At 71.1% G+C, this 26,649-nt stretch carries 30 protein-coding genes; 18 read left to right on the top strand and 12 right to left on the bottom strand.

The genetic code is table 11. From position 1 onward, the window contains the following. Positions 1 to 71 precede the first annotated feature (71 nt). The 3 genes from K7C98_RS07005 to K7C98_RS06995 all read left to right on the top strand — a co-directional run bounded on the left by K7C98_RS07005 (position 72) and on the right by K7C98_RS06995 (position 3,091). On the top strand, positions 72 to 1,169 hold the full coding sequence (locus tag K7C98_RS07005) for a DUF4215 domain-containing protein (RefSeq protein WP_224190781.1): 1,098 nt from the start codon (positions 72 to 74) through the stop codon (positions 1,167 to 1,169). 120 nt (positions 1,170 to 1,289) lie between these two features. Further along, positions 1,290 to 2,183 carry a lysophospholipid acyltransferase family protein gene (locus tag K7C98_RS07000; protein WP_224190780.1) on the top strand — a complete coding sequence of 298 codons (894 nt, stop codon included), beginning with the start codon at positions 1,290 to 1,292 and terminating at the stop codon, positions 2,181 to 2,183. Continuing rightward, on the top strand, positions 2,180 to 3,091 hold the full coding sequence (locus K7C98_RS06995; protein ID WP_224190779.1) for an NAD-dependent epimerase/dehydratase family protein: 912 nt from the start codon (positions 2,180 to 2,182) through the stop codon (positions 3,089 to 3,091). Before K7C98_RS07000 ends, K7C98_RS06995 begins: the two co-directional genes overlap by 4 nt. 3 nt (positions 3,092 to 3,094) lie before the next feature. Here the strand turns inward: K7C98_RS06995 and K7C98_RS06990 are convergent, their stop codons facing one another. Further along, the gene (locus tag K7C98_RS06990; protein WP_224190778.1) at positions 3,095 to 3,820 is read right to left on the bottom strand and encodes a hypothetical protein; all 726 of its coding nucleotides are present in this window, start codon (positions 3,818 to 3,820) and stop codon (positions 3,095 to 3,097) included. A gap of 345 nt (positions 3,821 to 4,165) precedes the next feature. Here K7C98_RS06990 and K7C98_RS06985 point away from each other — a divergent pair, with 345 nt between their 5' ends. From K7C98_RS06985 to lspA (K7C98_RS06965), 5 genes are all read left to right on the top strand, one after another. Further along, positions 4,166 to 4,744: a hypothetical protein gene (locus tag K7C98_RS06985; protein WP_224190777.1), complete on the top strand. Its 579-nt coding sequence runs from the start codon at positions 4,166 to 4,168 to the stop codon at positions 4,742 to 4,744. 11 nt (positions 4,745 to 4,755) lie between these two features. After that, complete coding sequence (locus K7C98_RS06980; RefSeq protein WP_224190776.1) at positions 4,756 to 5,652, top strand: NAD-dependent epimerase/dehydratase family protein; 897 nt, start codon at positions 4,756 to 4,758, stop codon at positions 5,650 to 5,652. 15 nt (positions 5,653 to 5,667) lie between these two features. Further along, entirely contained in the window at positions 5,668 to 6,570 is a 903-nt protein-coding gene (locus K7C98_RS06975; RefSeq protein WP_224190775.1) for a hypothetical protein, read from the top strand. Positions 6,571 to 6,651: 81 nt separating this feature from the next. Further along, on the top strand, positions 6,652 to 7,188 hold the full coding sequence (lspA, locus tag K7C98_RS06970) for a signal peptidase II (protein WP_224190774.1): 537 nt from the start codon (positions 6,652 to 6,654) through the stop codon (positions 7,186 to 7,188). Positions 7,189 to 7,465: 277 nt separating this feature from the next. Then, the gene (gene lspA, locus K7C98_RS06965) at positions 7,466 to 8,053 is read left to right on the top strand and encodes a signal peptidase II (RefSeq protein WP_224190773.1); all 588 of its coding nucleotides are present in this window, start codon (positions 7,466 to 7,468) and stop codon (positions 8,051 to 8,053) included. A 26-nt stretch (positions 8,054 to 8,079) separates the two neighbouring features. Here lspA (K7C98_RS06965) and K7C98_RS06960 read toward each other — a convergent pair whose 3' ends face one another. The 3 genes from K7C98_RS06960 to K7C98_RS06950 all read right to left on the bottom strand — a co-directional run bounded on the left by K7C98_RS06960 (position 8,080) and on the right by K7C98_RS06950 (position 10,767). After that, positions 8,080 to 9,345, bottom strand: coding sequence for a chorismate-binding protein (locus tag K7C98_RS06960; RefSeq protein WP_224190772.1), 1,266 nt, complete (start codon positions 9,343 to 9,345; stop codon positions 8,080 to 8,082). After that, positions 9,342 to 9,941, bottom strand: a complete 600-nt coding sequence (pgsA, locus tag K7C98_RS06955) for a CDP-diacylglycerol--glycerol-3-phosphate 3-phosphatidyltransferase (RefSeq protein WP_224190771.1) — start codon at positions 9,939 to 9,941, stop codon at positions 9,342 to 9,344. Before pgsA ends, K7C98_RS06960 begins: the two co-directional genes overlap by 4 nt. 88 nt (positions 9,942 to 10,029) lie before the next feature. Further along, positions 10,030 to 10,767, bottom strand: coding sequence for a lytic transglycosylase domain-containing protein (locus K7C98_RS06950; protein WP_224190770.1), 738 nt, complete (start codon positions 10,765 to 10,767; stop codon positions 10,030 to 10,032). Between the two features lie 89 nt (positions 10,768 to 10,856). Between K7C98_RS06950 and nadB the strand changes: the two genes are divergently transcribed. From nadB to K7C98_RS06900, 10 genes are all read left to right on the top strand, one after another. Further along, on the top strand, positions 10,857 to 12,470 hold the full coding sequence (gene nadB, locus K7C98_RS06945; protein WP_224190769.1) for an L-aspartate oxidase: 1,614 nt from the start codon (positions 10,857 to 10,859) through the stop codon (positions 12,468 to 12,470). A gap of 33 nt (positions 12,471 to 12,503) precedes the next feature. After that, entirely contained in the window at positions 12,504 to 13,211 is a 708-nt protein-coding gene (locus K7C98_RS06940; protein ID WP_224190768.1) for a hypothetical protein, read from the top strand. Between the two features lie 466 nt (positions 13,212 to 13,677). After that, the gene (locus K7C98_RS06935) at positions 13,678 to 14,169 is read left to right on the top strand and encodes a CarD family transcriptional regulator (RefSeq protein ID WP_096333423.1); all 492 of its coding nucleotides are present in this window, start codon (positions 13,678 to 13,680) and stop codon (positions 14,167 to 14,169) included. Positions 14,170 to 14,182: 13 nt separating this feature from the next. Then, positions 14,183 to 14,710 (top strand): macro domain-containing protein, encoded by a 528-nt coding sequence (locus tag K7C98_RS06930; RefSeq protein WP_096333424.1) that lies wholly within the window; start codon positions 14,183 to 14,185, stop codon positions 14,708 to 14,710. Beyond that, positions 14,711 to 15,055 (top strand): hypothetical protein, encoded by a 345-nt coding sequence (locus tag K7C98_RS06925; RefSeq protein WP_224190767.1) that lies wholly within the window; start codon positions 14,711 to 14,713, stop codon positions 15,053 to 15,055. Positions 15,056 to 15,300: 245 nt separating this feature from the next. Next, the gene (locus K7C98_RS06920) at positions 15,301 to 16,482 is read left to right on the top strand and encodes an NADH-quinone oxidoreductase subunit H (protein ID WP_224190766.1); all 1,182 of its coding nucleotides are present in this window, start codon (positions 15,301 to 15,303) and stop codon (positions 16,480 to 16,482) included. 384 nt (positions 16,483 to 16,866) lie between these two features. Beyond that, the gene (locus tag K7C98_RS06915; protein ID WP_224190765.1) at positions 16,867 to 17,781 is read left to right on the top strand and encodes a DUF4388 domain-containing protein; all 915 of its coding nucleotides are present in this window, start codon (positions 16,867 to 16,869) and stop codon (positions 17,779 to 17,781) included. Positions 17,782 to 17,824: 43 nt separating this feature from the next. After that, the gene (locus K7C98_RS06910) at positions 17,825 to 18,478 is read left to right on the top strand and encodes a cob(I)yrinic acid a,c-diamide adenosyltransferase (protein WP_224190764.1); all 654 of its coding nucleotides are present in this window, start codon (positions 17,825 to 17,827) and stop codon (positions 18,476 to 18,478) included. Continuing rightward, positions 18,475 to 18,711, top strand: a complete 237-nt coding sequence (locus K7C98_RS06905; RefSeq protein WP_224190763.1) for a hypothetical protein — start codon at positions 18,475 to 18,477, stop codon at positions 18,709 to 18,711. The genes K7C98_RS06910 and K7C98_RS06905 overlap by 4 nt, the downstream gene beginning before the upstream one ends. Before the next feature lie 62 nt (positions 18,712 to 18,773). Next, positions 18,774 to 19,583 (top strand): hypothetical protein, encoded by an 810-nt coding sequence (locus K7C98_RS06900; protein ID WP_224190762.1) that lies wholly within the window; start codon positions 18,774 to 18,776, stop codon positions 19,581 to 19,583. Between the two features lie 167 nt (positions 19,584 to 19,750). Here the strand turns inward: K7C98_RS06900 and K7C98_RS06895 are convergent, their stop codons facing one another. The 8 genes from K7C98_RS06895 to K7C98_RS06860 form a co-directional block, all read right to left on the bottom strand. Then, the gene (locus K7C98_RS06895) at positions 19,751 to 20,017 is read right to left on the bottom strand and encodes a phosphopantetheine-binding protein (protein WP_224190761.1); all 267 of its coding nucleotides are present in this window, start codon (positions 20,015 to 20,017) and stop codon (positions 19,751 to 19,753) included. Positions 20,018 to 20,080: 63 nt separating this feature from the next. Beyond that, on the bottom strand, positions 20,081 to 20,896 hold the full coding sequence (locus K7C98_RS06890; protein WP_224190760.1) for an SDR family oxidoreductase: 816 nt from the start codon (positions 20,894 to 20,896) through the stop codon (positions 20,081 to 20,083). Further along, positions 20,893 to 21,708 (bottom strand): SDR family oxidoreductase, encoded by an 816-nt coding sequence (locus K7C98_RS06885; RefSeq protein ID WP_224190759.1) that lies wholly within the window; start codon positions 21,706 to 21,708, stop codon positions 20,893 to 20,895. The genes K7C98_RS06890 and K7C98_RS06885 overlap by 4 nt, the downstream gene beginning before the upstream one ends. A gap of 29 nt (positions 21,709 to 21,737) precedes the next feature. Further along, positions 21,738 to 22,475: a polyketide synthase gene (locus K7C98_RS06880; protein ID WP_346660267.1), complete on the bottom strand. Its 738-nt coding sequence runs from the start codon at positions 22,473 to 22,475 to the stop codon at positions 21,738 to 21,740. Positions 22,476 to 22,507: 32 nt separating this feature from the next. Next, positions 22,508 to 23,263 (bottom strand): enoyl-CoA hydratase/isomerase family protein, encoded by a 756-nt coding sequence (locus tag K7C98_RS06875; protein ID WP_224190757.1) that lies wholly within the window; start codon positions 23,261 to 23,263, stop codon positions 22,508 to 22,510. Positions 23,264 to 23,312: 49 nt separating this feature from the next. Beyond that, positions 23,313 to 24,554 carry a hydroxymethylglutaryl-CoA synthase family protein gene (locus K7C98_RS06870; RefSeq protein WP_224190756.1) on the bottom strand — a complete coding sequence of 414 codons (1,242 nt, stop codon included), beginning with the start codon at positions 24,552 to 24,554 and terminating at the stop codon, positions 23,313 to 23,315. Between the two features lie 13 nt (positions 24,555 to 24,567). Then, complete coding sequence (locus tag K7C98_RS06865; RefSeq protein WP_224190755.1) at positions 24,568 to 25,311, bottom strand: SDR family oxidoreductase; 744 nt, start codon at positions 25,309 to 25,311, stop codon at positions 24,568 to 24,570. Positions 25,312 to 25,319: 8 nt separating this feature from the next. Continuing rightward, positions 25,320 to 26,630, bottom strand: a complete 1,311-nt coding sequence (locus K7C98_RS06860; protein WP_224190754.1) for a beta-ketoacyl-[acyl-carrier-protein] synthase family protein — start codon at positions 26,628 to 26,630, stop codon at positions 25,320 to 25,322. Positions 26,631 to 26,649 lie beyond the last annotated feature (19 nt).

Genomic DNA, 26,649 nt, shown 5'->3' with positions numbered 1-26,649 from the left:
CCGAGGCGACGTGCGAGCGACGCTCGCGCAACGCGCTTGCAATCGCGCACCAGGCGGCCTACCGTTCGTATATGCGCAGATTGGGATGGATGCTGGCGCTCGCGGCCTGCACGCCGACGGACAACATGATGACCACCGCCTCGCCGATGTCGACCACCGGCTCGACGACCGACGACGGCGGCACCGGGATCCAGACCGTCACCGGCCATCCCACCAGCAACACCGACAGCAACATCACCGCCGATCCCACCGACACCGGCGTCACCTCGCAGGGTCCCACGAGCGAGCCCACCACCTCCACGACCGAGCCGGTCGGCGAGTGCGGCAACGGCGTGCAAGAGGGCGCCGAGGAGTGCGACGACGGCAACGACGACGACCTCGACAGCTGCACCTCGCTGTGTCGTCCGCCCCAGTGCGGCGACGGCATCATCCACGAGGGCGAGGACTGCGACGACGGCAACGACATCAGCACCGACAGCTGCACCGAGCAGTGCCTGCTCCCGGTGTGCGGCGACGGCTGGGCCCAGCCCGGCGAGGAGTGCGACGACGGCAACGACAGCCAGGTCGACGGCTGCCTCAGCGGCTGCGTCGCGGCCGTCTGCGGCGACGGCCAGATCTGGGACGGCGTCGAGGTCTGCGACGACGGCTTCAACGACAACGACTACAACGGCTGCGCCCCCGGCTGCAGGGACATCGGCCCGCACTGCGGCGACGGCGAGGTGTACAAGGTCGACATCAACAAGCCCAAGGGCTTCGAGTACTGCGACGGCGAGGCGCCGTACACGGGCGTCGGCTGCACCGACAAGTGCGTCTACGACTTCTCGCAGGTCCCGCAGATGTACTGCGCCGGTACCTGCTCGTGGGGCGGCGCCTCCGGCTGCGACAAGGCCGACGCCGACGTGTACTGCAAGCTGAAGACCGGCAACCCGCTCTCGACGGCGACCTCGTTCACCCTCGCCGCGCCGACCGACGCCGGCGGCTTCCCGTGCTCCAACCTCGCCGTGCCGATCGAGCTCCAGGGCGTCGACCCGCGGATCGACCTCGGCCCGCTCAACGATTTCGGCGTCAGCAAGACGGTTTACTACCAGGTCACCAAGATCAAGACCTCGCACATGGGTGGCAACGCGAGCTCGACCATCGTCGGCGCCACGCTGAAGTGCTCGCCGTAGTCTCCCCCCGGCGCGCGGTCCGGACCTCCGGGGTCTGGGGCGCGCAGAACCTCGCTCGCCGCGGCTTCTCGGGTGCGACTTGCTTCAGGACCCGAGCCGTCTGAGACTTCTTCGAGCCGGATGGGACCGTTCCGCCTCGAGATTCTCACCAGCCGCGACGTCCGGGACCGCCTCGAACGTCTCGAGCTCCCGTTCAATCAATACGGCATGGATCCGTTCGGGATCTCCAAGAAGCACCTCGGCGTCTTCTATTCGATGCTCGAGGCCTTCTACAAGACCTACTTCCGCGTGCGCTGCTTCGGCATCGAGAACGTGCCCGAGCGCGGCAGCGCGATGCTCGTCGGCAACCACTCCGGCGGCCTCCCGGTCGACGGCGGCATGGTGCTCGCATCCCTGTTCTTCGCCCGCGACCTCCCGCGCCACGCTACCGGCATGGTCGAGAAGTTCGCCGGTAACTGGCCCTTCGTCTCGGAGTGGTTCTCGCGCGTCGGTCAGCTGCCCGGCCTGCCCGAGCACGCCGTGCGCCTGTTGCAGGACGGCCGCCTGCTGATGGTCTTCCCCGAGGGCGCGCGCGGCACCGGCAAGCTGTTCAAGGATCGCTACCGCCTGGTCCAGTTCGGCACCGGCTTCATGCGGATCGCCCTGCAGACCGGCGCGCCGATCGTCCCCTTCGCCTTCATCGGCGGCGAAGAGGCGCTGCCCACCGTCTACCACGCCAGGACCCTGGCCAAGATCGTCGGCGCCCCTTACTGGCCGGTCCCGCCGTACCTCGTCCCGTTCCCGCTGCCGCTCGGCTGCGAGATCCACTACGGCAAGCCGATGCACTTCCCCGGCACCGGCCGCGAGCCCGACGAGGTCATCGAGGGCTACGTCGAGCAGGTCAAGAGCGTCGTCGAGCTGCTGGTCATCCGCGGCTGCGCGCTCCACCGCCAGCGCGCCGGCGCGACCTCCGAACAGGAACCAACGGACAGCCAGTCCCCCACCTCCGGCTCCGACGACGGCACCGCACCATGAAGATCCTCATCACCGGCATCAACGGCGCCCACGCGCGCATGGTCGCCCTGCGCCTGCGCGCCCGCGGCGACGAGATCCTCGGCATCGATCGCCGGCCGTGGCCCGACGCGCCCGAGGGCGTGCACGTGTTCCAGACCGACGTGCGCAAGCGGCCGGCGGCCGACGTGTTCCGCCAGCACCGCCCGGACGTCGTCATTCACATGGCGACCATCACCCACTTCACGGCCAGCGCCGAGGAGCGGCTGCGCATCAACCTCCACGGCACGCGCCTCGTGTTCGAGTACTGCCACGAGTTCGGCGTCAAGCAGGCCGTGTTCGTCGGTCGCCACACCATCTACGGCGCCGCCCCCGACGCCCCGCTGTACCGCACCGAGGAGGAGCCGCCGCTGGCCGTCTCCACCTTCCCCGAGCTGGCCGACCTCGTCGCCGCCGACCTGTTCGCCGCCGCCGCGCTGTGGCGCTGGCCCAACCTCAAGACCGCCGTGCTGCGCATGGTCTACATGCTCGGTCCGACCCACCGCGGCACGCTCGCCAGCTTCCTCGCCGGCCCGCGCGTGCCGACGATCCTCGGCTTCGACCCGCTCTACCACTTCATGCACGACGAGGACGGCGTCGAGGCGATCGTCCGCGCCGTCGATCATCAGCTCAGCGGGATCTACAACGTCGCCGGCCCCCCGCCCGTCCCGCTGTCGACGCTCGCGCGCGGCACCGGCCGCCAGCCGATCCCGATCCCCGAGCCGCTCTTCAAGTACAGCGCCGGTCGCTTCGGCCTGCCCTACCTGCCGCCCGGCGCCGTCGCCCACATCAAGCACCCGATCGTCGTCGACGCCACCGCCTTCCGCCGCGCCACCAACTTCGAGCACAAGCACGACGCCCACGCCGTCATGGTCAGCTTCCGCGAGTCGTGACGCTCACGCCCCGCGGTACGGCCCGGGGCGGTAGCGCAGCAGCGCGACCTCGAACGCCTCGAAGTGCTCGGCCAGCAGCTCGACCCGCCGCACCAGCGCCGCCAGGGCCACGGGCGCCAGCCGCGGGTCGCGGGCCGGCCGCGGTTCTACTCCTGCCTGTGGGGACATGTCTGTAGAGACAGCATCGAGCGCCTCGCCGAGCAGCACCGCCTCGACGTCGCGGGTCGAGATCCCGACCTGCGCGACCAGCTCGCGCTCGGCCGGCCCGAGCTCGCGGACGCTGCGGATCCAGCTCCACACCCAGCCGTCGATCGCCGCGTCGGTCGGGTCGGCGGCCTCGACCGCGAGCCGGAGCGCACGTGTCTCTCGGGCCAGCTCCGCGACGCGCGGCGGCAGGTGGTCGAGGGCCAGCGCCACGTCCGCCCCGGCCAGCGCTTGCCGCTCCATCAACCAACCCGGGCGAGCGAGTACACCGGAGAACACGCCGAACACGATCGTCCCCAGCAAGCTCGCGAAAAACACCAGTTCGAGCGGGTCAAACACACCACGGATGAGCGCGGTGACGATCACCGCGATCGTCGACACCGCCGCCCAGATCGCCATGATCTTCGCTCGCCGTCGGCGCTCGAGCCGGCGCGACTCGATCGCCGCAGAGGCCCGTTGGTGGCGAGCGGTGCGCGTCTGCGCCCGAATTGTGATCGCCGCCTCGTCGCCTCGCTCCGCCGCCATCGCCGACCCGCAGCGTAGATCACACTCGCGTCGTCCGCAGGGGTTTGGGTGCCATCACCCCCGGAGCATCTCCGTGCAACCCCGAACTTCCGCCCCTGCTGCAAAGCACGTTAGAATCGCCGCACGCGCCCCGGTCTACGGAGCGTGCCCCATCCCTCGCTCGCAGGAGTCCCCATGACCCAGGCCACCTCCTCGGACCGTCACCTGCCTGTCCAATCCGGCCGTCGCCGACGCAAGCTCGGCCTCGCCGCTGCGGCGCTCGGGGCCGCATTGCTCGGCAGCACGGTCGCGCCCACTGACGCTGAAGCAGCGGTCCCCCGCGTGCTGCGACCGGGCACCCGGCCCATGCAGTTCCTGTTCGGCCTCGGCCCCTCGTGGGGCATCGGCGGCTCGTCGTACTACTACGATGCCGGCTACTACGGCTGCGGCGCACCAGGTATTCCCTGCCGCTACGGCGGCTTCGGCTACTGGGGCTCGTTCAAGCTGACCCAGGAGTTCAACGGTCACTTCAGCGGCAACGCCTCGGGCCCCGCGCTCGGCGTCCTGCTCAACGAAGAGTTCGGCTACCGCCGCTTCGGCTTCGTCATCGCGCCGAAGTTCACCTACGACATCCAGCCGAAGAAGGACCTCGGCCTGTACATCTCGCCGAACGTCTCGCTCGGCTACCACCTGCTGTCGGACCGCTGGAACTACTACAACGGCGCCTACTACCACTACACCAACCACGCCGCGAACCTGCAGTTCGGCATCGGCCTCAAGCTCATGCTCGACGACCGCTGGATCGTCTGGCTGCAGTTCCCGCAGTTCGACATGAGCTTCGGCCCGCGCTACGGCTACGGCTGCGCCAACGCCCCCGGCGTCTACTGCCCGGCGTTCTTCGTCGCCCGCCTCAACCTGCTGCTCGGCGGCGGCGTCTCGTTCTGAGCGCCCCGCTCGTGCTCGCAGGCGTGCGCCCGGTCGCGGTCGTCGGCGCCGGCTTCCTCGGCGCCCCGGTCGCGGCCGCGCTCGCCGCGACCGCCGGCCCCGCCGATCCGCCTGTCCTTGCGACCACGCGCTCCGGGACATGGCCGAATGGGCATGTCCCGGAGGGCATCCAGGTGCGCCCCCTCGACGTCGTCGCCGCGAGCGCCGGCGAGCTCGCGGCCGCCCTCGCCGGCGCCCGCGCGCTCGTCGTCTGCTACGCCCCCGGCAAGCAGCAGGACCGCCGCGACCTCTACATCGAGGGCACCCGCCGCCTGCTCGCCGCCGCGGCCGCGCTCCCGCTGGCCCGCCTCGTCTACACCTCTTCCACGTCGGCGCTGCCGGACCGCGACGAGTGGCTCGACGACGACTGTCCCGACTGGCCCGTCGAGCCGCGCGGCCGCGTGCAGCGCGAGGCCGAGGAGCTCGTGCGCGAGGCCGGCGTCCGCCACGACCTCCCGTGGACGATCCTCCGCCTCGGCGGCCTCTACGGCCCCGGCCGCGAGCTGTTCCGCCTCTACCGCGGCGCCCCCGACGACGGCGTCCTGCCCGGCGACGGCATGCAGCCGACCAACCTCATCCATCGGGACGACGCCGTCCAGGCCGTCCTTGCCGCCCTCGCCCTGCCTCCGGGTCGGCGCGCGGTCGTCAACGTCGTCGACGACGACCACACCCCGCGGCGCGAGATCTTCGCCCGCCTCGCCGAACTCGCCGGCCGGCCGCCGCCGCGGTGGGAGCGACCGGCCACAGCGGCCGCGAGCGGCAAGCGGGTCGGCAACGCGCGCCTCAAGGAGCTTCTGCGCGTGAAGCTCCTGCATCCCTCTCACACCCCGGAGAGCCCCCGATCTTGCACGCCTCCGCCGGGTGGTTAAACCCCTGAGCACGCCATGAACGTCGCCGCGGCCGTCACCCACCTCCTTCCACTTCCGGCCGGCGGCGCCGTCGCCGCCCCTCTCGATGTCGGTGAGCTCCAGTCCGAGCTCGACATCCTCGCCGACGAGGCCCTGCGCGCGCGCCGCCAGGGCCTCTCGCTGCTGGCCGCGGTTCGTGACCCGCGTTTCCCCGCCCTCCAGAATTTCCACCAGGGCCTACGCGACGCCCTCTTTCTCGAGATTCCGGAGGAGCTCGAGCCCTGGGCCCGTCTCGCCGCCAACGGCGCCGGTAATCCGCCGCTGCAGCACACGCTCGTCGACTTCGCCCGCGGCGGCGAGGACGCGGACGACCGCCTCGGCGCCCTCCAGGCCGCGCTCGCCGAGTTGCTCGTGTTCGAGGCCATCCGTTTGCGGCTGTTCGTCACCGCCTTCCGCGGCGAGGAGTTCGAGGTCGTCGGCGGCGAGGAGTCCGACGTCGACGCGATCGCCTACCGCGAGGTCGCCACGCTCCTCCATCGCCCCGAGCTCGCCGATCCCGAGGTCCGCCCCCTCACTGTCCTGCTCGCGGCCGCCTCCGTCTCGCTCGCCCGCGACGCCCAGTCGCGCGCCGAGGAGCTGCGCGACACCGGCGAGGACACCCGCGAGGAGCTGCGCATGCGTGCCCGCCTCCGCGCCGCGCTCCGCGAGCTCCGCCTGCCCGAGGCCGTCCTGCTGGAGAACGCCCTCGCCGCCCTCCTCGGCGAGGAGCGGCGCGAGCTCGCCGATCTGCAGGCCGAGCGTCCCGTCGCGCTCGACGGCATGACCCGTCAGGCCATGGATCAGCGCGTGTCTCGCGGTCGGCGGGCCCTCGCCCATCCGCGGGCTGCCTGGCCGCGTCGTCGTCGGCCCGCTCTCTTCGATCTGCTCCAGCGCGCCTGAGCCGCGGCTCCCGTCACGGATCCTTTCGCGGCCGCCGACGGGTTCACCGCCCGCGCGACCCTGGTATGCTCCGCGCCCGCCATGGCCGCCCCACCCGAACCCACACGCGGACCGCGGATCGCCCTCGCAGCGGCGATCGCCGGTCTCAGCCTCGGCCTCGACCTTTGGAGCAAGGCCTGGGTCTGGAACAACCTCCGCGATCAGGCGGCCTGGAAGGTCAGCGACAAGCTGCTCCACTTCGACTTCGCCTGCAATCCCGGCTCGGCCTTCGGTTTCCTCAACGACGTCGACTGGGCCCGCTACTTCTTCATCGTCATCACCCTGGCGGCCGTCGGCTACCTCGTCCACCTCGCGCGGACCCTGCCGACCACGAGCCGCGCCGCCTTCGTCGCCATCGGTCTGATCGCCGGAGGTGCGCTCGGCAACCTCCACGACCGCCTCGTCCGCGTCTACGCCGGCGACTACTGCGTGGTCGACTTCATCGTCGTCTACATCTGGCCCGGCAAGACCTGGCCCGCCTTCAACATCGCCGATGCCGTCCTCGTCGCCGGCGTCCTGCTGTTCCTCCTCGTGCTTCCGCGCACCGAAGCCCCGACCAGCAACGGTTCCCCGACCTGAGCGGGCCGGCGAGGACATCACGCCCGATCTCGCCTCGCGGGAGGCCTGGTGAGGTTGCGGATCGCCTCGTCCGCGACGACCGGTGGCTCCCCGATCGATCTCCTCCTCGGCCGGGCGCCGCCGCTCGAGGGCAGCGCACGTCCGCGTCGCACGTCGCCCGGCGCGCCGCGGACCCTCCTGAACGCCCTCTGCGGGCTTTTCGCCGGGCTTCCGCCAGCGGCAGCCGCGCTTGCTCCCCCGAGCACCTCGGGTACACTGCCGGGGTTTCCGGCCGTTCATGAGCGACACGCCAGCTTCGAAGTCCGCCCGGCTCCGGCCGATCCTCGTCACCGCGTCTGCAGCCGCGGTGTTTCTGATCCTCGACCTCGTGACCAAGAGTTGGGCCTGGGAGAACCTCCGGCCGCCGCACAAGTCGATCGCCGCGATCGGCAACTGGTTCCACTGGTCCTACAGCTTCAACACCGGCTCGGCCTTCGGCTTCCTGCGCGGCCAGGACTTCTCCCGCCCGATCTTCATCGTCGTCACCCTGATCACGGTGGTCTACATGGCCGCCCTGGTCCGCAAGCTGCCGACCGACCGCCTCTACGGCTTCTTCGCCATCGGCTGCATCATCGGCGGCGCCCTCGGCAACATGCACGACCGCCTGCTCCGCCAGGACACCGACGCGCTGGGTCAGCTCCACCACGGCGTCGTCGACTTCATCCGCGTCTGCGCCCCGTGGAACCGCGGCCTGTGCTGGCCCAACTTCAACGTCGCCGACATCGCCCTCGTCGTCGGCGTCCTACTGCTCATTCCCTACTTGATGTTTCACGCTCAACCGCCTGAAACCAAAGAAGATTCACAGGAAGCCAAGGCCGCCGTCTAGGCCGCCCGCGCCGGCCCTCGGCCGGCTCACGTGCGGTCGAACGCGCGCACCTTCGCCCAGCACTCGCGGCGTTCGGCCTCGGGATCGCTGTCGATCACGATCCCACCCCCGCTCTGCAGCCACAGCCCCGCGGCATCGGCCACGCCCGTGCGGATCGGGATGCTGCAGCGCAGCCCATCGGGCATCAGCGCCACGATCGCCCCGCAGTAGATCCCACGGGCCCGCTGCTCGAGTCGCTCGATGTGCTCCACGGTCCGTCGCTTCGGCGCCCCCGTCACGCTGCCGCCCGGGAACACCGCGGCCACCACCTCGGCCAGCGTCCAGTCCGGGCGCAGCGTGCAGCGGACCTCGGACACCAGGTGGTGCACCGTCGGCAGCGACACCAGCTCCGGGCGAGCCGGCGCCCACACCGATCCGGGGCGCGCGAGTCGGCCGAGATCGTTGCGAACAAGATCAACGATCATCACATGTTCGGCCAGATCTTTCGTGCTCTGCTTCAACTCTTCCTGGGCCGCGAGATCGCGCTCCGGATCACCGCCTCGCGGCCGGGTCCCCTTGATCGGCCAGGACCGTGCGAGGTCGCCCCCGTCTTCTCCTGCGCCGAGCTCGATCGCGATCAGCGTCTCCGGCGAGTTGGAGATCACCCAGCGACCACACGGCCGACCGGCGTCGACCGCCAGCAACGCGCCCATGCTCGCCGGCGTCGCCGCCTGCAGGGCCGCGTACACGGCCGCGGCTCTGGCCGCCAGCGGCCGACCTTGCCATGCCGGTTGCCAGCCGGCCACGAACGGCTGCGTCAGGTTGATCTGGTACGTCTCGCCGGCCGCGATGTAGCCCTGCGCCCGGCGCACGCGCTCGCGGTAATCCTCGGCGTCCACCAGAGCCTCGACCCGGCCGAGCGGCCACGACTGTCCCCAGGGCCAGGTGCTCTTCGCCAGGCGAGCCCGCAGCTCCGCGCCCGCGCGCGGGTCTCCGTGGATTCGCTCCGTCGCCCCGAGCTCGAGCGCGGCCCGGTAGCGCCGCATCACCAGCCCCGGCAACGCCGCCCGCGGCGCCGGGCGGCCGAGCAGCGCCGCGGTGCCGGCCTCGTACGTCAGCCAGCCGCACCACACGAACTCGGGCGCGGCGCGCCACGCCGCTTCGATCGCCGAGAGGGCCGCGAGATCGTCCGCCACCACCTCGAGGTCCGGCTCGAGCGCCACGAACCCGCGTCCATCGCCGCCGTCGAGCCACGCCAGCGCCCCGCCCGGCTCCGACGCGGCCAGCGCCGCGATCTGGCGGGCTCGTGTCACTCGGCGTTCTTCTGCGCCAGCGCCTCGCGGAAGCCGAACGTGTAGTCGACCGCGCTGATGATCGACACGAACACCGACAGCCCGAGCAGGACCAGCCCGACGCGGTTGAAGTCGAGCGCCTCCTCGATCCCGGGCAGGCGGTAGCGGTAGTGCATCAGGAGGAACGAGATGCCGGTCAGCTGGAACGCCGTCTTCGCTTTACCGCCCGCGCTGGCCGCGATGATGATGTTCTCCGAACTGGCCAGCGAGCGCAGCCCGTTGATGTAGAACTCGCGGGTCAGCAGCAGCACCACCAGCCAGGCCGGCGCGCGGTCGTCCATCACCAGATAGACCAGCACCGCCGCCACCATGATCTTGTCGGCCAGCGGATCGACGAACTTGCCGAACACGGTGACCAGCCCGGAGCGGCGGGCCAGCCAGCCGTCGATGAGGTCGAGCAGCGACGCCACCGTGAACAGCAGCGACGCCATCACGCAGCGCCACGGATCGGTCTTGTCGATCAGCATGAGCACCGGCGGGATGAGGAACACCCGGCCGATCGTGATCATGTTGGGGAGATTCAGGATCTCCCGGCGGAAGCCTTCGTATCTCTTCACAGAAGCCGCGGGAGCCTACCCCGAAGCCCGCGCCAGGTCCAAGACAACGACGCGCCGGCGAGCCGCCGAGCGTGAGTTGGGCGGCGCTTCAAGGTCCGGCGATCGCCCGCGCGGGGCTCGCCCCGCCGGTCCCGTCCTGCAGCAGTCGCTCGTAGGCGTAGAACCGGCGCAGCACCGCCTTCACGTACGCCCGGACCCCCGGGTGAGGCGGCACTCCGCCGTACTTCTGCACCGCCCCGGCGCCCGAGAAGTAGCCCGCCGCCACCAGCACCATGTCTCCCCCGAAGCGATTGGCGAGCAGGCGCAGGAACTTGGCCCCGCCGTAGATGCTCTGCCGCGGGTCGAACGGCTGCTGGACCCCGAGGAAGCGCGCCGTCGACGGCATCAGCTGCGTCAGCCCCATCGCGCCCGTGCTGCTGACCGCGCCCGGATAGTAGTTGCTCTCGGTGTGAATCACCGCGCGCAGCAGCGACTCCGGCAGCTGATACAGGCGCGCCGCCCCGCGGATGTGCGTCTCCCAGCGGCGCGAGCGTTCGTCGGCCAGCGCCTCCGCGACCTCCACCTGCGGATCGCGGCGTGGCGCCGCAGGTTCGGCCTCCGCTGCCGCGGTCTTCGGCGCCCCTTCGCCGCCGCTGCCGGGCATCTCCTCGACCTCGCGCCGCCCACCCGCGCCGACAGCGCGGACCGGCGTCACGTGGACCACCCCCTGCGCGTCCGTGTAGCGGCGGTACGTCGGCTCGGCCGCCGCTATCGGCCGCGCCGACAGCCCGACCAGCATCGCCGCCGCCGCGTGGATCGGCCACCGACCCGCGCGTCGCTGCAGCATGGGCCGATTCGCTCCCACGTGTCCAGCCTATCGCCGCCGCGGACCCTTGTCGACCGGCCCCGCCGCTCTGCTACTTTCGCCGCACGACCATGACCGCCAGCACGCCGATCCACCATGCGCGCTACCTCGTGCTCGGCAGCGGGCTCGCGGGCCTCTACTTCGCCCTCGAAGTCGCCGATCGCGGTCCGGTGGTGATCCTCACCAAGCACCGCGCCGAGTCGAGCAACACCCGCTGGGCGCAGGGCGGGATCTCGGCCGTGTTCTCCGGCGACGACTCGCTCGAGGAGCACATCGAGGACACGCTGGCCGTCGGCGCCGGCCTGTGCAACCGCGACATGGTCACCTACGCCGTCCAGCGCGGCCCCGGCCTCGTGCGCCGCCTGGCCGAGCGCTACGGCGTGCGCTTCGACCGCGTCGGCGGCGACGAGCACGCCCCGTTCGAGCTCGGCCGCGAGGGCGGCCACTCGCGCCGGCGGGTCGTGCACCACCGCGACACCACCGGCCACGAGATCGAGCGCGCCCTGCTGGCGGCCGCGCACGCCCACCCCAACATCACGATCCACGAGCACCACACCGTCATCGATCTCCTCAGTTGGTCGAAGGTCGACGGCAGCCGTGGTTGTTTCGGCGTGTACGCCCTCAACAGCGCCGCCGACCGGGTCGAGGCCTTCGTCGCCCCGATCACCGTGCTCGCCACCGGCGGCGCCGGTCGCGTCTACCGCTACACCACCAACCCGGCGGTGGCCACCGGCGACGGCGTCGCCATCGCCTACCGGATCGGCGCCGCGGTGGCGAACCTCGAGTTCATGCAGTTTCACCCGACCTGCCTGCATCACCCGGACGCCAACACCTTCCTCATCTCCGAGGCCCTGCGCGGCGAGGGCGGCATCCTGCGGCGGGCCGACGGCAGCGACCTCATGGCCGAGCGCCACCCCATGGGCTCGCTCGCCCCGCGCGACGTCGTCGCCCGCGAGATCGACGCCGAGCTCAAGCGGTCGGGCGAGCGCTGCGTGTTCCTCGACATGACCCACCTCGATCCCGACTACGTCGTGGCGCGTTTCCCGGCGATCCACGCCCGCTGCATGTCGGTCGGCATCGACATGCGCAAGGATCCGATCCCCGTCGTCCCCGCCGCCCATTACATGTGCGGCGGCGTCGTCGTCGATCGCCACGGGCGCACCGAAGTCCCCGGCCTGATGGCGATCGGAGAGGTGGCCATGAGCGGCCTCCACGGCGCCTGCCGCCTCGCCTCCAACAGCCTGCTCGAGGCCGTGGTGCTCGCCGACGGCGCCGCCCAGGCCTGCGACGACTTCGGCCGCGGGCCACCCGCCCAGGTGCACCCATGGAACGAGGGCGCCGCGCGCGACAGCGACGAGGCCGTGATGGTCTCGGCCAACTGGGAAGAGGTGCGCGCCGCCATGTGGAACTTCGTCGGCATCGTCCGCTCCGACAAGCGGCTCGAGCGCGGGCGCCGGCGCCTCGACCTCATCCGCGAAGAGATCCTCGAGTACTACTGGAAGTTCCGCGTCACCCGCGACGTGCTCGAGCTGCGCAACATCTCGCTGGTCGGCAGCCTCATCATCGAGTGCGCCCGCCAGCGCAAGGAGTCGCGCGGCCTCCACTACACCATCGACTACCCCGGCCTGCGCGACGACCAGGCCCACGACACCATCCTCGACAAGCGCTCCGGGCCGCGGGCCTGACGCCTGGCCTTTGTGACAGGAACCTCCCCACCTGTGCGAAGCATTCGTGACGATTCCGAGCGACGCGCGCGCCTGTCCGCGCCGTCGCGCTGCCCTCGCCGGGCGCCGGCGCGCCGGCTCCTCGCCTGTGTCCTGCTGGTCGCGGCCTGTCGCGGCGGTGCCGGCGCGCGCAGCCCCGAGGCTCTGCGCGAGGCCTATGCCCGCGCTCTCGCCGCCGACGATCCCGCGGCCGCCTACGCCCTGCTCGGCCCGGATCTGCGCGCGGCCACCTCCAAAGAGGCCTTCACGGCCCGCTGGAAGGCGCAGGCGGCCGAACGGGCCGCCGCGAAGGCAGCGCTCGACACGCTGCCGCCTGCTCTGCAGGCTCCTGTCCGCGGCGGCGAGACCCTGCACGAGGGCGCGGTGCTGTCCTGGGCCCAGGTCGGCGACGACTACCAGGTCGTGTCGGGTCTGCCGGGCCTGCCCGACCTGTCGACCCCGGCAGGCGCGATTCGGGCCTTCGTGGCCGCGGTCCGAAGGGCCGATCTCGGCGCGCTCTCCGCGCTGCTCGCGGACGATCTCTCTTCCAGGCTTCGCGACGACTGGAACCGCCGTGCCGACCTGCTGGAGCAACTCCTGAAGCAACCTGGGTCAATTGAGTACACCCCGGGGATGGAGCGCGCGATCCTGCGCTACGAGCCCGGGCGGGCCCTGACGCTCGAGCAGACTCCGCAGGGATGGCGGATAGTGGCCCTGCAGTGAGATATGCCAGGTTCACACCGTTCTTTTCACTGGACGCGCCTTGGCCGGCTGCTATCTACTTTGCCCGACAGGCGGGCAAACCCGCTCGCTCTGAGGTGGCGACAGTCGTGGCCACCTGACTTGCGGTCCGTCGGCCCTGTGTGACCCGGACGGCAAGTGGCCGACCGGTGTCCGGGCGGCCGTCCGCTCTCGACCCCCTTGGCTTGTCGCTGTTCTTTCGCCCTTTCCGCCGCGCCATCGACCGGCCGCGCAGTCAACCCGCAGTAATTGCTCTCAAACGGCCTCTTTGGCCCTTTTTCCGCTTAAAAAGAGCAATCTGCGCCGAACTGGCGAGCTGGCCTGCACCGGGCCCAACTGTCCCGAACTACTTGAAGGTGGGGGATTTTCACCCCACGCCGGACGCCGACGAGTCGGCGGCACAAGAGGTGCAGAAGGGCGCGCGCAAACGCCTGGAGACGAACTGCCGATGCAACCCCGATTCAACGTTGGTGAGAAGGCCGTTTACCCGACTCACGGTGTCGCCGAGGTCATGGCCCTCGAGACGAAAATCATCGAGTCGCGCCCGTTCCAGTTCTATCACCTGCGCGTCCTCGGCTCCGGACTCAAGATCATCGTCCCGGTCGCCAAGGCCGAAGAGAACGGCATGCGTCCGCTCGCTGACGGTGAGATGATCGACGAGCTCTACGATCTGCTGCGCGACCACGAAGTCCCGTGCGATCGCCAGACCTGGAACCGGCGCTACCGCGGCTTCATGGAGAAGATCCGCACCGGTTCGCTGTTCGAGGTCGGCGAGGTCTACCGCGATCTGAGCCTGCTCAAGCACACCAAGAACCTCTCCCACGGCGAGCGGCAGATGCTGCAGACCGCCCGCAACCTGGTCATCCGCGAGCTCTCGACCGTCCGCAACGAGCCCGAGTCCGCCATCGCCGCCGAACTGGACTCGATGCTGCAGGCTTGAGTAAGGTCCGCGCGTGGCCACCGACATCAACGAGTCCGTCGAGATCCAGATCTCGACCTTGCCCTGGGAACAGATCGCGGTCGACGCATTCGTGTGTCCGACCAACTCCGAGGGCGTGATGAGTCACTTCCCGGCCAACAAGATCCGCGACCTCGCCGGTCGTGAGGTCGAGGCCATGGTCAAGGAGCACACGCCGCTCGCGATCGGCGCCGCGTTCGTCACGCCCGCGGGCAAGATGAAGGCGAAGTACCTCATCCACGTGCCCAACACCGATCGCCCCGGCGGTCGCGTCCAGGTCGAAGACGTCCTGCGGGCCACGGCGGCGGTGTTGGTCGCATGCAAGGTCAAGGGCTTCACCAGCGTGGCGGTCCCGCTGATGGGAGCGTTCGAGCTCGGGATCCCGGCCGAGGAGGCCGCGCGCGCGATCCACAGCGAGCTCAAGGTCTACCGCGGCGACCGCCCCCTGCGCGCCTTCCTGATGGCCAAGGACGCCGACGACGTCGAGGTGTTCGAGCTCGCCATGGAAGGGAACATCCCGTAGATGGGCCCGCTGCTCGACTACTTGCCGCTCGCGGCCGCCCTCGGCTTCGTCGGCGTGATCGCCGGCCTGGTCCGCGCCCGCGTGCGACCGGCGACGCCCGACGCGAGCGAGAGTCTGGTCCAGCTGCGCCCCCGCCGACCCGTCGACGCCGGCGGACTGCTCGCCCTCGCCGGCCTCGGCTTCGCCCTCGTCCTCGCCCTCGTCCTGTTCGCGCCGACCGCGGCGGTGTGCCTGTCCAGCACGACATGTCCTGAAGGACCTGCCCTTTGGGTCAGTGCCGCCGGCCTCGGCCTGCTCGGCCTGGCCACCGCGATCGCCTGGCCCTCGCTGACGCGCGCGCCATGACCCTCGCGGTCGTCGCCTCCCCTGCGGCCCCGGAGGCCGCCGGTCCCGAGCCTGTCGCGGGCTCGCACGCATGCCCGGTCGGGGTGCAGTCCTTCGCCGGCGCGCCACTGCTTGCGAGCCCGAGCGTTGCAATACTCTCGCAAGTCGGCGCCCACTCGCTACCGCTTGCGAGCCCGAGCGTCGCCACGCTCTCGCAACCGCGGTCGAGCTCGCGCCGCGCCGCAAGCCTCTGCCTCGCGCTCGGGATGCTCGCGCTCGTCGGCTGCGCCGCTCCACCGACCGGCGTGCGCGCCGAGCCGTCGACGCTGGTGTTCACGCCCGCGGCCGGGCGGCTCGAGCTGCGCCTCGTGAACCATGGCGACACGACGGCGCCGCTGACGGCGATCCGTTTCGACTCGCGCACCCCGGACTGGAGCGCCTTCGCGATCGAGGATCGCGAGTACCCGCGGGAGATCGCTGCCGGGGGAGCCGTGAGCCTGCGCCTCCGGGTCGACCACGACCACTTCACGCGAGGCGGCGCGCCGCGGTCGGGCGGCGCGCGCCTCCTCTTTGCGGCGGGCGCGGCGCCGCAGAGCGTCGAGCTTCGCTACGCGCAGCCCGACCCGACAGGCGATCTGCTGCGCGCCGGGGTCCGCACGGCGGTGCTGCTGGCGCTCGCCGCGCTGGCGTGGCTCGGGACGCGACGGCTCAAACCGCCGCTGGCCTGGCCGGCGTGGTTACCGCTGATCGCCGCGTTCGCGCTGCTGCCGTTCGGCCCCGGTTTCTGCCCCGACGCGATCGGCCGATCGCTTTCCGCTGCCGACGTCGAGCAGTGCGCCGCAGGTCGCGGCGGCGTCCCGCTCGCACTCGTCGCCGTCGGCGAGGGCTGGCTCGTCTATCTCGTCGCGCTGGTGATCGCGTCTCTCGGTCGTCTCACCGACACCACGCCGCTGGCACGGCGGCTCGCGTCGCGCGACCTCGCCCTTGCGGCCGCATTCGCCGGTCCCCTGCTGGCCTTTGGGACCCTCGATCCACGGCGACTCGTGGGCGAGCAAGCTGTGGGTCTCTTCCACGACGCCGCGATCTTCCCTAGCTGGAGTCTCGTCGTGCAACCGATCGCCGCCGCGGTGGCGGTCGCGGTCGCGGCCGCGCCGCCGGCGGGACGACTCGAGCGACTGGGCTTCGCGGCGGCGTTCGTCGCCTGCTTCCTCGGGGGTGCCGGATTGCCGATGTTCCCCCTCGCCGGCGCCGTCCACGGCCTCGCGCTGTTCATCGGCGCAGTCGTGCTGGCGGCGAAGATCGCTGCCGTCGCATGGCTCGTGCAACGACTGCACGCGACGGCCTGCGGCTCGCGTGCGCGCGCCGCTCTCTTCTTCCTCGAGCGGGCCGCGATACCCCTGGCGCTTGCGAATTTGCTGGTGACGTCGGCGTACGCCCTGCTTCGCTGATGCCGCTCGCGAGCAGGACTTGTCGGCCAGGTCCCGAAAGACTCGTTCCGCTTGCGCACTCAGCGCGCGGCTCGTCGAGTGTCTCCAACGTAGCTTTTTTCCGAAGCAGGTGTTAGCGTGGCCCGCGAAAAGCCTTTACCGCAGGCTTGCCCGGCGAGCGCGGATGCTAGTTCGGACGCCAAACCTCGTAATCCGAGTGAGACGGGACACACGCGACGCCGTTACGGCCCCACGGACCTGGGCTGAGATGGCGTCGCCGCAGGCTCGCGTGAAGAACCTGTCCCAAAGATATGAGCAGGCGCGGTATTGTACCCAGACCAATCTCGTGGGGAGCTGTCCCCGCGATCGCGGTCGCGGCCCATGCGGGCCACGGGGAGGCAAGTAATGGCAACCACGATCGCCCAGATCGGTGGCTTTGAACTTTGGGACATCCTGCAACTTGCGCAGACGTCGCGCATGTCGATCAAGCTGTCCGTCGAGTCGCCGCACGGCGTCGGCGCGATGTTCTTCCAGGGCGGCAACCTCGTCCACGCCGAGACCGGCGCGGCCCAGGGTGACGACGCCGTCAACACCATCCTCGACTGGCGCGAGGGTAGCGTCTCGTCTTCGCAGTTGCCCGAGAACTGCCCGCAGACGGTGCGACACACGTCGATCGTCGCGCTGTTGATGGACCGCGCCCGCCAGCGCGACGAGGCCTCGCGCAACGAGCCGCCGCCGCGCAACGAACCACCGCCGCGCAACGATCCTCCGCCGCGCGCCGCCAACCCGCCCTCCCCTCCGCCGGTGCCCGTGATCGAGAAGCCGCAGCGCGCTGCGCCGGTCACCGTGCCGCCACTTCCGCCGCTGCCGATCACGACGCCGTCCCCGGTATTCCCGGCTGCGCCCAACCTTGCATCGCGCGACAAGGAGCTGTCAGACATGGACCTGAAGGTCGTGAAGGCCATCCTCGAGGAGCTCGACGACCACCTCATGGGCGGCCTCATCAGCGTCGACATCATCAGCAAGGCCTCGGGCATGTCGCTCGCGGGGATCAACTCGGCGCCCAAGGCGTGCGCCATGTTCAACCGCCTGTCCGAGCAGCTGCACACCGCGCTGACCCGCTCCGAAGACGCCCTCGCCAAGGGCATCAACAAGTTCATCATCGAGGGCGACAACGGCCTCCTGATCTTCGTCATCGAGCTCGACGAGCGCCACCGCTGGGCGATCCTCGTCGACGGCGTCAAGGCGCAGCTCGGCTGGGTGTTCGTCATCATCCCCGAGCTCCAGCCGCGCCTGATCGCCGCGCTCAAGGGGCGTTGAGCTGTCCTGGGGGACATGCCCTTCGAGGCATGTCCCCTGGCACATGCACCTCGGCACCTGCCCTGCCATACCTGGCCGATCGGACAGCCCCGTGGTCTACATCAGCAAGGTCTACACCAAGTTCGGCGACCGCGGCGACACCATGCTGGCCAGCGGCGACACCGTCGGCAAGGACGCCCCGCGCGTCGCCGCCTACGGCGAGGTCGACGAGCTCAACGCCGTGCTCGGCGTGCTGCGCGTCGAGCTCGCGCGCGTCGAGCCCGCCGCGCAGCGCGAGCTGCTGGCGGCGCTGGACGCCCAGCTCGGGCGGATCCAGCAAGAGCTGTTCGACCTCGGCGCCGAGCTGGCGACGCCGGGCGCGACCGAGGGCAAGGCCCCGCTGCGCGTCGAGGAGGCCGACGTCACGCGGCTCGAGCAGGAGCTCGACGCGTGGAACGCCGACCTGCCGCCGCTGCGCAGCTTCATCCTGCCGGGCGGCGGCCCGCTCGGCGCCTACGCCCACCTCGCCCGCACCGTCTGCCGCCGGGCCGAGCGCACCGTGGTCGCGCTGACGCGCGTCGAGCCGGTCCGCGCCGAGGCCGTCCGCTATCTCAACCGCCTCAGCGACTACTTCTTCGTCGTCGCCCGTGCCGTCGCCCACGCGTTCGCCGTGCCCGAGGTCCTGTGGGATACGCATCGCCGGAGCTCCACCCCGTGACCCAGCCCGGCCCGCCCCTCCTCAAGTTCCGCTACGAGTACCCGCCCGGCGAGGCGCACTTCCTCGAGGCGCCCTCGGCCGAGGCCGCGGTCCGCTTCCTGCGGCGCACGTACCCGCACAACCCCGTCGACGTGCTGCCGACGCTGCGCGAGATCTCGCGCTGGCCCGCCTTCTGGAAGACCGTCGACGCCCAGGGGCTCGTCGTCCCCGACAGCGCCAGGCCGCGCTCCTGAGCCGTTCTGGCGCGCCGAGCCTCGCTTGACAGGTCCCGGGGCCCCGCCCACCCTCCGGGGCGATGGCCGACGACGATCCGATCACCGAGGGTTACTTCGATCGCCACCTGCATCGACCGCTCGCAGCGTGGGTCCTCGGCCGGGTGCGACCGGCGCCGAGCCTCGAGCTGCTGACCCTCGCCGGGCTCGTGGTCGGCCTCACCGGCGCCGTCGCCGTGCTCCTCGCCGCGCCGCGCAGCGTCGACTGGATCTTCCCCGCGTGGCTGCTGTTCGCCTTCACCGTCGCCAGCAGCGCTCGTCGCCTCCTCGCCAGCAACTCGGGCGCCGAGCCCGAGGCCGGGATGCTCGAGTTCGCGATCGGCGCCGCCTTCTGGATCGCGCTGACGCTGCGGGCCGCGCCGGACAGCGCGTGGACGTGCACCGTCGCCTCGATCGCGCTGGTCAGTGCGCTGGTCCACGTCGGCCTCCACGCCGAGCTGCGGCGTCGCTTCGCCGAGCTCACCGGCGGTGACGGCGACGTCGCGCCGCCCTCGCCGCGGCCCTCGGTGGCCGCGCTGGCGCGCGGGCTGGCGCCGGCCGTGTTCCACGACCTCGCGGCCGCGCTGCTCGGGCCCGAGCACCTCGGCGGCCGGCCCCCGCCGGGCGCCGCGCGCTCGCTCCTCGCCGCGCCGATGCGCATGGCCGCGTGGCTGGGTCACGACACCCACCTCGCCCTGCTCTACGTCGCCACCGCTGTGGCCGCGGTCCGCATCGACCTGGCCTTCTGGACAGTCGCCCTCGCGGTCGCGGTCGGCCTCAATCTGTGGGCGCTCCTGGTCGTGGCCGGCTGGCGCCGCGCCGAGGCGCTGGTCCGCCGGCTCGCGCCCGTGTGAGGCCCGGCCGAGGAGCGGGCGAGACGACCGCAGCGCCCGGCGAGCGACGCGCCTGCGGAGCCCGCGACGACGAGCGCGCCCGGGCTGCGACGGACGCAGCGCGGGCGCGGAGGGATGGCCGATCGCACATGTCCCGAGGACCCTGTCCTCGGGGCCATGCACCGGGCTCAGGACGCGGCGGCCTGCTTCTCTTGCAGCGTCTTGTGCAGCAGGTCGACCAACTCGTTGATGTTGGTCAGCTTGTTGAGCTCGGCGCGGGGGATCTTCACCTTGAGCTCGCGCATGCTGCAGGAGACGACCTCGACGATGTCGAGGCTGTTGGCGCCGAGGTCCTTCATCGACTTCGCGGGGTCGACCTGGGCCGAATCGATCCCTTCGACGGTGTCCACGAGGTGGCGCTTGACGACGGCCAAGACATCATCGCGGGTGCTCATTCTCGGTTCTCCTTGGTGGGCGCGGGGCAGACGGCCCGCAGCGAATCTCGCAGGAAATGAAGCTCAAAAACTCAGCCCGTGGCGCTCGCGCGCAGAGAACAGGCGAACGACGTTGTCGGCGAAACCGAGCCCTCTGTCCAGTAGCAGAATCTGCCCCTTGACCCCGTCCATGAGGCCGCTGCAGAGGGCCAGCGCCGCGGCCGCGACCTCGTCGGGGTCGATGAACCAGCCCTCCGAGTAGTACTTCTTGCAGAACGGCACGAAGTCGGGCCCGAAGGTCGCCTCCAGCGATGCAGTCTCGACCGGGTTCGCGCGCAGGATGTTGATGCGAACATCCTCACTGAGCAGATCTGCCGTGAGGTAGCGACAGAAGGTCTCCATCACGGTCTTGCTCGCGGCGACGAAGTCATAGCCCGGCAGGAAGTACTCGGGCCCGCGCGACGACATTCCCACGGCGTACTTCGGCCAGCGGCCGAAGGTCTCGCGCACCGCCTGCAGGTAGCCGACGAACGGCCACGCGCTGTAGCCGAGGCTGCGCAGGAACGACTTCTTGTCGAGGTCCTCGTGCGACTTGCTGACGTGGGCGAACGACACGTTGCTGATCAGCGCGAACACGGCGTCGTGGTCGCGGCGGATCAGCTGCATCAGCGCCTCGGTGTCCTCGTCCTGCGACGCGTCGGCCTCGACGATCGTCGGCGCCGGGGCGCCGGCGGCCTCGAACTGCGCGCGCAGCTCGTCCTCGTCGGCCGAGCCCCAGCGGTGCGTGAGGTACACGTGCGCCCCGTGCTTGCCGAACAAGAGGCCCGTCGCCAGGCCGATCCCCGCCGTCCCGCCGGTGACGACGACGACCTTCCCCTTGAGATCGTTGCGGAGGATCACGACGCCGTCCCTTCCTTGTCGGTGCCGGCGACGAGGCGCGGCCCCAGCGTGGCGATGTTGTCGACGAACGCGGCCCCGCGGTCGAGCGTCAGCACCTGCCCGCCCATCGCGTCGAACAGGCCGCTGCACAGCGCGAGCGCGGTGTCGGCGACCTCGTCGACGGTGCACGCGAACTCGGGGAACTTGCCGGCCAGCGCGCGCTGCTCGGCGGCGAACATCTGCTCGTAGCTCTCGGTCATCACCTGGCGGGTGCGCAGCGCGTTGACGATGCAGCCGTGCTCGTACAGGTGCGTGCTCATGTAGCGCACGAACGTCTCGAGCACCGCCTTCGCCACCGCCACGTAGTCGTAGCCCGGGTAGTGGGTGTCGGGGCCGTCGGACGACATCGCCAGGGCGTAGCGCGGGTAGCGACCGAACGCGGCGTGCAGCGCCTGCAGGTAGCCGACGAACGGCCAGCTCGAGTACTCGAGGCTCTTGTACAGCGCGCGCCGCGAGTGGCTCATCGGCCCGTCGCCGCGCTGGACCACGCACACGTTGCTGATGAAGGCCCACACGCCGTCGCACTCCTCCTTGAGGCGCGCCGTCAGCTTGTCGGTGTCCTCCTCGCGCGAGGCGTCGGCCTCGATCACCAGCGGCGCCGGGGCGCCCGCGGCCACGAACCGGGCCCGCAGCGCGTCCTCGTCGGCCGAGCCCCAGCGGTGCGTCAGCACCGTGCGCGCGCCGTGGCGGCCGAACGCGAGCGCGCACGCGAGGCCGATGCCCCGCGTCCCGCCCGTGATCAAGACGACCCTGTCCTTCAAGTCATGCAGCAAGCGTCTTCCTCCGTTGCCTCGTCCGTGCGCTACCCGGAGCCCTTGGCGTAGTTCGTGCGGATCCGCGCCACCGTCTCCGGGTCGGCGAAGCATACCTCGTGCATCATCGACTCGACCGTGCGCGCCTCCTCGAACGCGCGCCGCCGCGGCAACGCCAGCGCACGCTTGAGCAATAGCAGCGCAGCGCGCGGCTTGTCGGCGATCCGCGCCGCCATGTCGATCGCCCGCGGCAGCACCTCGGCGCGCGGCACGACCGCGTTGACCTGGCCGCGCCCGGCCAGCTGCTCGCCGCGGAAGTACTGCCCGCCGAACAGCATCTCGGCCGCGACGTACTCGCCGAACGCGAACTGCAGCAGCCGCGTCGAGCCCATCCCCGGGGTGAAGCCCAGGTCCATGAAGTTGGCGCCGTAGCGGCTCTCGCGGGCCAGCACGACCATGTCGCAGGCCAGCCCGAACACGAGGCCGCCGCCGACCGCCGGCCCCGCCATCGCCGCGACCGTCGGCACCGGCGCCTCGAGCAGCGCCCGCGTCAGCACCAGGTCGTACGGCGCGATCGTGCCCTCGGCCAGGCCGAGCAGCACGTCGCGGTCGCCGCCGGCCGAGAACACCTCGGGCAGCCCCGCGATCACGCACACGCGCACGTCGGCGCGCCGGCCGAGGTCCTCGAGCGCCTGCGTCAGCGCGGCCGCGAACGCGCGGCTGAACGCGTTCTTGCCGGCCGCGTCGCGCATGGTCAGGACCGCCAGCCCCTCGCGCTCGAGCGTCACGTCGACGAGGCTGTCTGTTGAGACATGCGCGTTCATTCCTGTCCTTTCAGCCTGGCGAACCACGGCGGCGCCTGCCCGTCGGCCAGCAGGGCCGCCAGCGCGGCCCGCAGCTCGGGGTCCTCGAGGTCGGCCGCGGTCTGGGCCACCCCGCCCTGCCCGCCCGTCCCGGTGATCCGCTTGAGCGTCGCCACCGCCTGCGGGCGGGCCCGCAGCAGCGAGCGCAGGAGCCCGCGCAGGGCCGAGTTCGGCTCGGCCGCGACCACGTCGACGAGCCCCCACGGCTCGGCCTGAGCGGCCGTCACGACCTCGCCGGTGAGCGCCAGCCGGCGGGTCCGCCGCGCGCCGATGCGCGCCTCGAGGGCCGGCAGGATCACCGCCGGCACCAGCCCGTAGCGCAGCTCCGGCAGCGCGAACGTGGCCGAGGGGCCGGCGATCACCAGGTCGCAGGCCGCGGCCAGGCCGACCCCGCCGCCGCTGGCCGCGCCGGTGACCACCGCGATCGTCGCCAGCGGCGCGCTCGCCAGCAGCTCGAGGCAGCCGGCGTAGCGCTCCATCGCCGCGCGCATCGGCCCCGTCCCGGTCTTCAGCGCCGCTGCCAGGTCCATGCCGGCGCAGAACTCCGCCGCCTCGCTGGCGATCACCAGCGCCCGCGCCGCCGCGGCGACCGCCTGCTCGACGGCCCCGGCCAGCGCCGCGATCCCGTCCGGGTCCAATGCAACATGTCCCCCAGGACCTGTCCCGAGGTACAGCCGCCAGATCAGCTCGCCCTCTTCGCAGCGGATGCGCATGGCTCAACTCCTGGGCCGAGGGGCGGACGGGCGCGGCATAACATGTCCCTCAGGACAGGCGGTACTCCCGCTGCCAGCCGCGCACCGCGTCGAGGACGAGCCGGCCCTTGCCGGCGTAGGAGCGCTCGTACAGCCCGCGCAGCCCCGATTGGTCGACCTCGTAGTCGCTCTGATCGATGTAGCCGGCGCGCAGCCGCTCGAGCGCCTCGTACTCGGCGATCGTCAGCGGCATGCGGCGGTCGAGGCCGGCGGCGATCTGCTGGGCGGCGACCCGCTCGCGCGCGCGCTCGCCGACGATCGCGCGGTAGAACTCGGCGCACGAGCCCGAGCCGTAGGAGAAGATCGACACCTGGTCGCCGGCGCGCAGCTCGGGGTCGGCGTCGATGAGCCCGAGCATGGCGATGAAGGTCGCCGAGGTGTAGGTGCCGCCGAAGCGCGAGTTGTAGCGCAGCGCGGCCTTCGACTTGCGCTCGAAGTGGGCCTTCGCCTCGCGCAGCGACATCTCGTGCGGCCCGCGGCGCAGCAGCGCCCGGTGGGCGCGGAACGTCATGCCGCCGAACGGCACGTGGTAGATGTGGCGGGCGAACGCGGCGTCGTAGTCGACCATGCCCGAGCGGGCGACGAAGTGGTCGTACGCGCCCTCGAGCGCCTCGAGGTAGCCGTACAGGCTGGTGTCGGCGTGGCCGACCTCCTTGGTCGACGTCGGCCGGTAGGTGTCGAAGATCTCCTGCGTCCAGTAGCCGCAGGTGTCGAGGTCGATCTCGAGGACGTCCGGCTCGGCGCTGACCAGCATCGCCGTGGCCGCCGCGCCGAGCACGTACTCCCACGGCTGCCCGAGGTGCACGCGGCTCTGGTCGGTGCACACCACCAGCGCCTTCTTGCCCGGGGCCGCGCCCGACGCGACCCAGTGGGCCGCCATCATCAGGCCACCGGTGCCGCCGTAGCAGGCGTGCTTGGTCTCGAAGTTGCGGCAGTTGGCCGTGAGCCCGCAGTAGCGCTGCACGTAGGTCGAGATCGGCTTGCCGAAGTCGACCGACGACTCGGTGCCGACGATCACGAGCTCGATGTCCTCGCGGTCCTCGGGCCCGACGATCTGCAGCGCGGCGTTGACCGCCATCGTCACCGGGTCCTCCCACGCGGGGTTCAGCGACCGTTCGCTCACCCACAGCTCCTCGAGCGGGTGGCGCGGATCATGGTCGCGCGCCTCCGCGAGCAGCTTCATGTCGAGCGAGAGCGTGCACGGGTAGGCCGTGATCCGCTCGATGCCGACGCGCGGCCGGTGGTGCCCCATCGTCTTCCCCCTCTCAGTACGTCCAGTCGAGGCCGCCCGTGACCGGCACGACCTGACCGTTGATGAAGCTGCCGCCCTCGGCGAGGAACAGCACCACCGCGGCGAGCTCGTCGAGCGTGCCCATGCGCCCCTTGGGCATCGGGCAGTACTGCTGCCAGTAGTCCTTGGCCGCCTGCGGCATCGTCTCGCGCGTCATGTCGGTGTCGAAGAAGCCGGGCACGACGACGTTGGCGGTGATGCCCTTGCGCCCGTACTCCTTGGCGAGCGACTGGGTGAAGCCGTGCAGGCCGGCCTTGCTGGCGGCGTAGTTGGCCTGGCCGGCCGCGCCGTTGTGCTGGATCGACGAGATGTTGACGATCCGGCCGAAGCGCGCCGCCAGCATCTGCGACAGGAACGCGCGCACGACGTAGAACGGCCCGTGGAGGTTGGTGGCGATGACGTCGTGCCACTCCTCGTCGGACATCGAGACCACCAGGTTGGCGCGGTTGATGCCGGCGCAGTTGACCACGACCTCGACGCTGTCGAAGTCGTTCAGCACCTCGTCGGCGACCTCGGCGACCCGCTCGGCGCGGCTGACGTCGAGCGCGTAGCCCTTGCACTTCGCGCCCGGGCGCAGCGCCGCCGCCTCGGCCTCGATCTTGCGCGCGGCCTCGTCGTTGCTGCGGTAGGCGAACGCGACGTCGTGGCCGGCGCGCACCGCCGCGAGCACGATCCCGGCCCCGATCCCCCGCGAACCCCCGGTGACGAAGAAGTTCATGGCGCGGCTCACAGGGCGTTCGGGTCCCACCGGCGGTACAGCGCGCAGCAATTGAGGCCGCCGAAGCCGAACGAGTTCTTGACCATGAGGTTGATGCGGTGCTCGACCGCCTTGTTGGCGCACACGTCGACGTCGACCTCGGGGTCGAGCTCGTCGATGTTGATCGAGGGGTGCAGCACGCCGCCGCGCATCTGCAGCAGCGCCGCGACCGTCTCGACCGCCGGCGCCGACCAGCAGGTGTGGCCGAGCATCGACTTCGGCGCGTTGATCTTGAGCCGCCTGGCGTGGTCGCCGAACACCTTGCGGATCGCGTTGAGCTCCGACAGGTCGCCGAGCGGCGTGCTGGTCGCGTGGGCGCAGATGAAGTCGATCTCGTCCGGCCGCACCTGCGCGCGCCGCAGCAGGCGCTCGAGCGTGCGCGCCTGGCCCTCGGTCGACGGCGACGGCAGGTGACAGCCGTCCGACGTCGAGGTGCAGCCGAGCACCTCGGCGTAGATCGTCGCGCCGCGCTTCAGCGCGTGGCCGAGCTCCTCGAGCACCAGCGCGCCCGCCCCGTGCGACGGCACGAAGCCCTCGCGGCGGGAGTCGTAGGGCCGGCTGGCCAGCTCGGGCGTGTCGTTGAAGCTCTCGAAGGTGATGGCGCCGAGCAGCGCCATCGCGTGCACGCCCATCTGCGAGAAGTCGAGCACCGCGCCGACCACCATCGCCATGTCGTGGTCGTGGTGGCGGATCTCGTCGATCGCGTTGCGCAGGGCCACGTTGGCGCTGGCGCACGCGCCGCCCAGCGTGTAGCAGGCGCCCTTCCAGCCCAGCATCTCGCTCACCGATCCGGCGTGGTCGGTGTCGAGCATGTGCAGCGCCGCCATCGAGTCGATGTAGTCGGGGTCCTCGGTCTGGAAGGTGACGTAGTTGTCGGCGAAGTAGCGCTCGTTGAGGTTGTGGCCGCCGACCAGCACCGCGCAGCGCGTCGGGTCCGCGACCTCGACCATGCCGGCGTCGCGCCAGGCATCCGCCGCGCACAGCACCGACAGCGACGTCGAGAACGGCGCCTTGTTGCACAGCTGGCGGGCCCGCTTGTGCACCTCGGCCGGCAGCACGTCGCGCAGGCGCGCGAGCTTGGCCTTGACGTCGTACTCCGACAGATCGCCGCCGATCTTCGAGTAGACGCCCTCGTTGTTGTGCCACTTCCAGCGCGTGATGGCCGACTTGCCGGCGACGAGGTTGGCGTAGAACGTGTCGAGTTCGTCGCCGAGCGGCGTGTTGATACCGAGGCCGGTGACGACCACGCGGCGGGGCGATTGTGCCTGCGATGAGACCATGCGTGCTCTCTGCGTGCTC

The organism is Nannocystis pusilla, from assembly GCF_020073745.1.
Lineage (GTDB): Bacteria > Myxococcota_A > Polyangia > Nannocystales > Nannocystaceae > Nannocystis > Nannocystis radixulma.
Note: the sequence above shows the minus strand (reverse complement) of the source record. Positions and strands in the feature narration are given on the sequence as shown.

Bases quoted from the DNA above. Each gene is read 5' to 3' on its own strand.
- K7C98_RS07005 (WP_224190781.1), top strand. From the start codon at position 72: ATGCGCAGATTGGGATGGATGCTGGCGCTCGCGGCCTGCACGCCGACG.
- K7C98_RS07000 (WP_224190780.1), top strand. From the start codon at position 1,290: ATGGGACCGTTCCGCCTCGAGATTCTCACCAGCCGCGACGTCCGGGAC.
- K7C98_RS06995 (WP_224190779.1), top strand. From the start codon at position 2,180: ATGAAGATCCTCATCACCGGCATCAACGGCGCCCACGCGCGCATGGTC.
- K7C98_RS06990 (WP_224190778.1), bottom strand. From the start codon at position 3,820: ATGGCGGCGGAGCGAGGCGACGAGGCGGCGATCACAATTCGGGCGCAG.
- K7C98_RS06985 (WP_224190777.1), top strand. From the start codon at position 4,166: ATGCAGTTCCTGTTCGGCCTCGGCCCCTCGTGGGGCATCGGCGGCTCG.
- K7C98_RS06975 (WP_224190775.1), top strand. From the start codon at position 5,668: ATGAACGTCGCCGCGGCCGTCACCCACCTCCTTCCACTTCCGGCCGGC.
- lspA (WP_224190774.1), top strand. From the start codon at position 6,652: ATGGCCGCCCCACCCGAACCCACACGCGGACCGCGGATCGCCCTCGCA.
- lspA (WP_224190773.1), top strand. From the start codon at position 7,466: ATGAGCGACACGCCAGCTTCGAAGTCCGCCCGGCTCCGGCCGATCCTC.
- K7C98_RS06950 (WP_224190770.1), bottom strand. From the start codon at position 10,767: ATGCTGCAGCGACGCGCGGGTCGGTGGCCGATCCACGCGGCGGCGGCG.
- nadB (WP_224190769.1), top strand. From the start codon at position 10,857: ATGACCGCCAGCACGCCGATCCACCATGCGCGCTACCTCGTGCTCGGC.
- K7C98_RS06935 (WP_096333423.1), top strand. From the start codon at position 13,678: ATGCAACCCCGATTCAACGTTGGTGAGAAGGCCGTTTACCCGACTCAC.
- K7C98_RS06925 (WP_224190767.1), top strand. From the start codon at position 14,711: ATGGGCCCGCTGCTCGACTACTTGCCGCTCGCGGCCGCCCTCGGCTTC.
- K7C98_RS06920 (WP_224190766.1), top strand. From the start codon at position 15,301: ATGCTCGCGCTCGTCGGCTGCGCCGCTCCACCGACCGGCGTGCGCGCC.
- K7C98_RS06915 (WP_224190765.1), top strand. From the start codon at position 16,867: ATGGCAACCACGATCGCCCAGATCGGTGGCTTTGAACTTTGGGACATC.
- K7C98_RS06910 (WP_224190764.1), top strand. From the start codon at position 17,825: ATGCACCTCGGCACCTGCCCTGCCATACCTGGCCGATCGGACAGCCCC.
- K7C98_RS06900 (WP_224190762.1), top strand. From the start codon at position 18,774: ATGGCCGACGACGATCCGATCACCGAGGGTTACTTCGATCGCCACCTG.
- K7C98_RS06895 (WP_224190761.1), bottom strand. From the start codon at position 20,017: ATGAGCACCCGCGATGATGTCTTGGCCGTCGTCAAGCGCCACCTCGTG.
- K7C98_RS06875 (WP_224190757.1), bottom strand. From the start codon at position 23,263: ATGCGCATCCGCTGCGAAGAGGGCGAGCTGATCTGGCGGCTGTACCTC.
- K7C98_RS06870 (WP_224190756.1), bottom strand. From the start codon at position 24,554: ATGGGGCACCACCGGCCGCGCGTCGGCATCGAGCGGATCACGGCCTAC.
- K7C98_RS06865 (WP_224190755.1), bottom strand. From the start codon at position 25,311: ATGAACTTCTTCGTCACCGGGGGTTCGCGGGGGATCGGGGCCGGGATC.
- K7C98_RS06860 (WP_224190754.1), bottom strand. From the start codon at position 26,630: ATGGTCTCATCGCAGGCACAATCGCCCCGCCGCGTGGTCGTCACCGGC.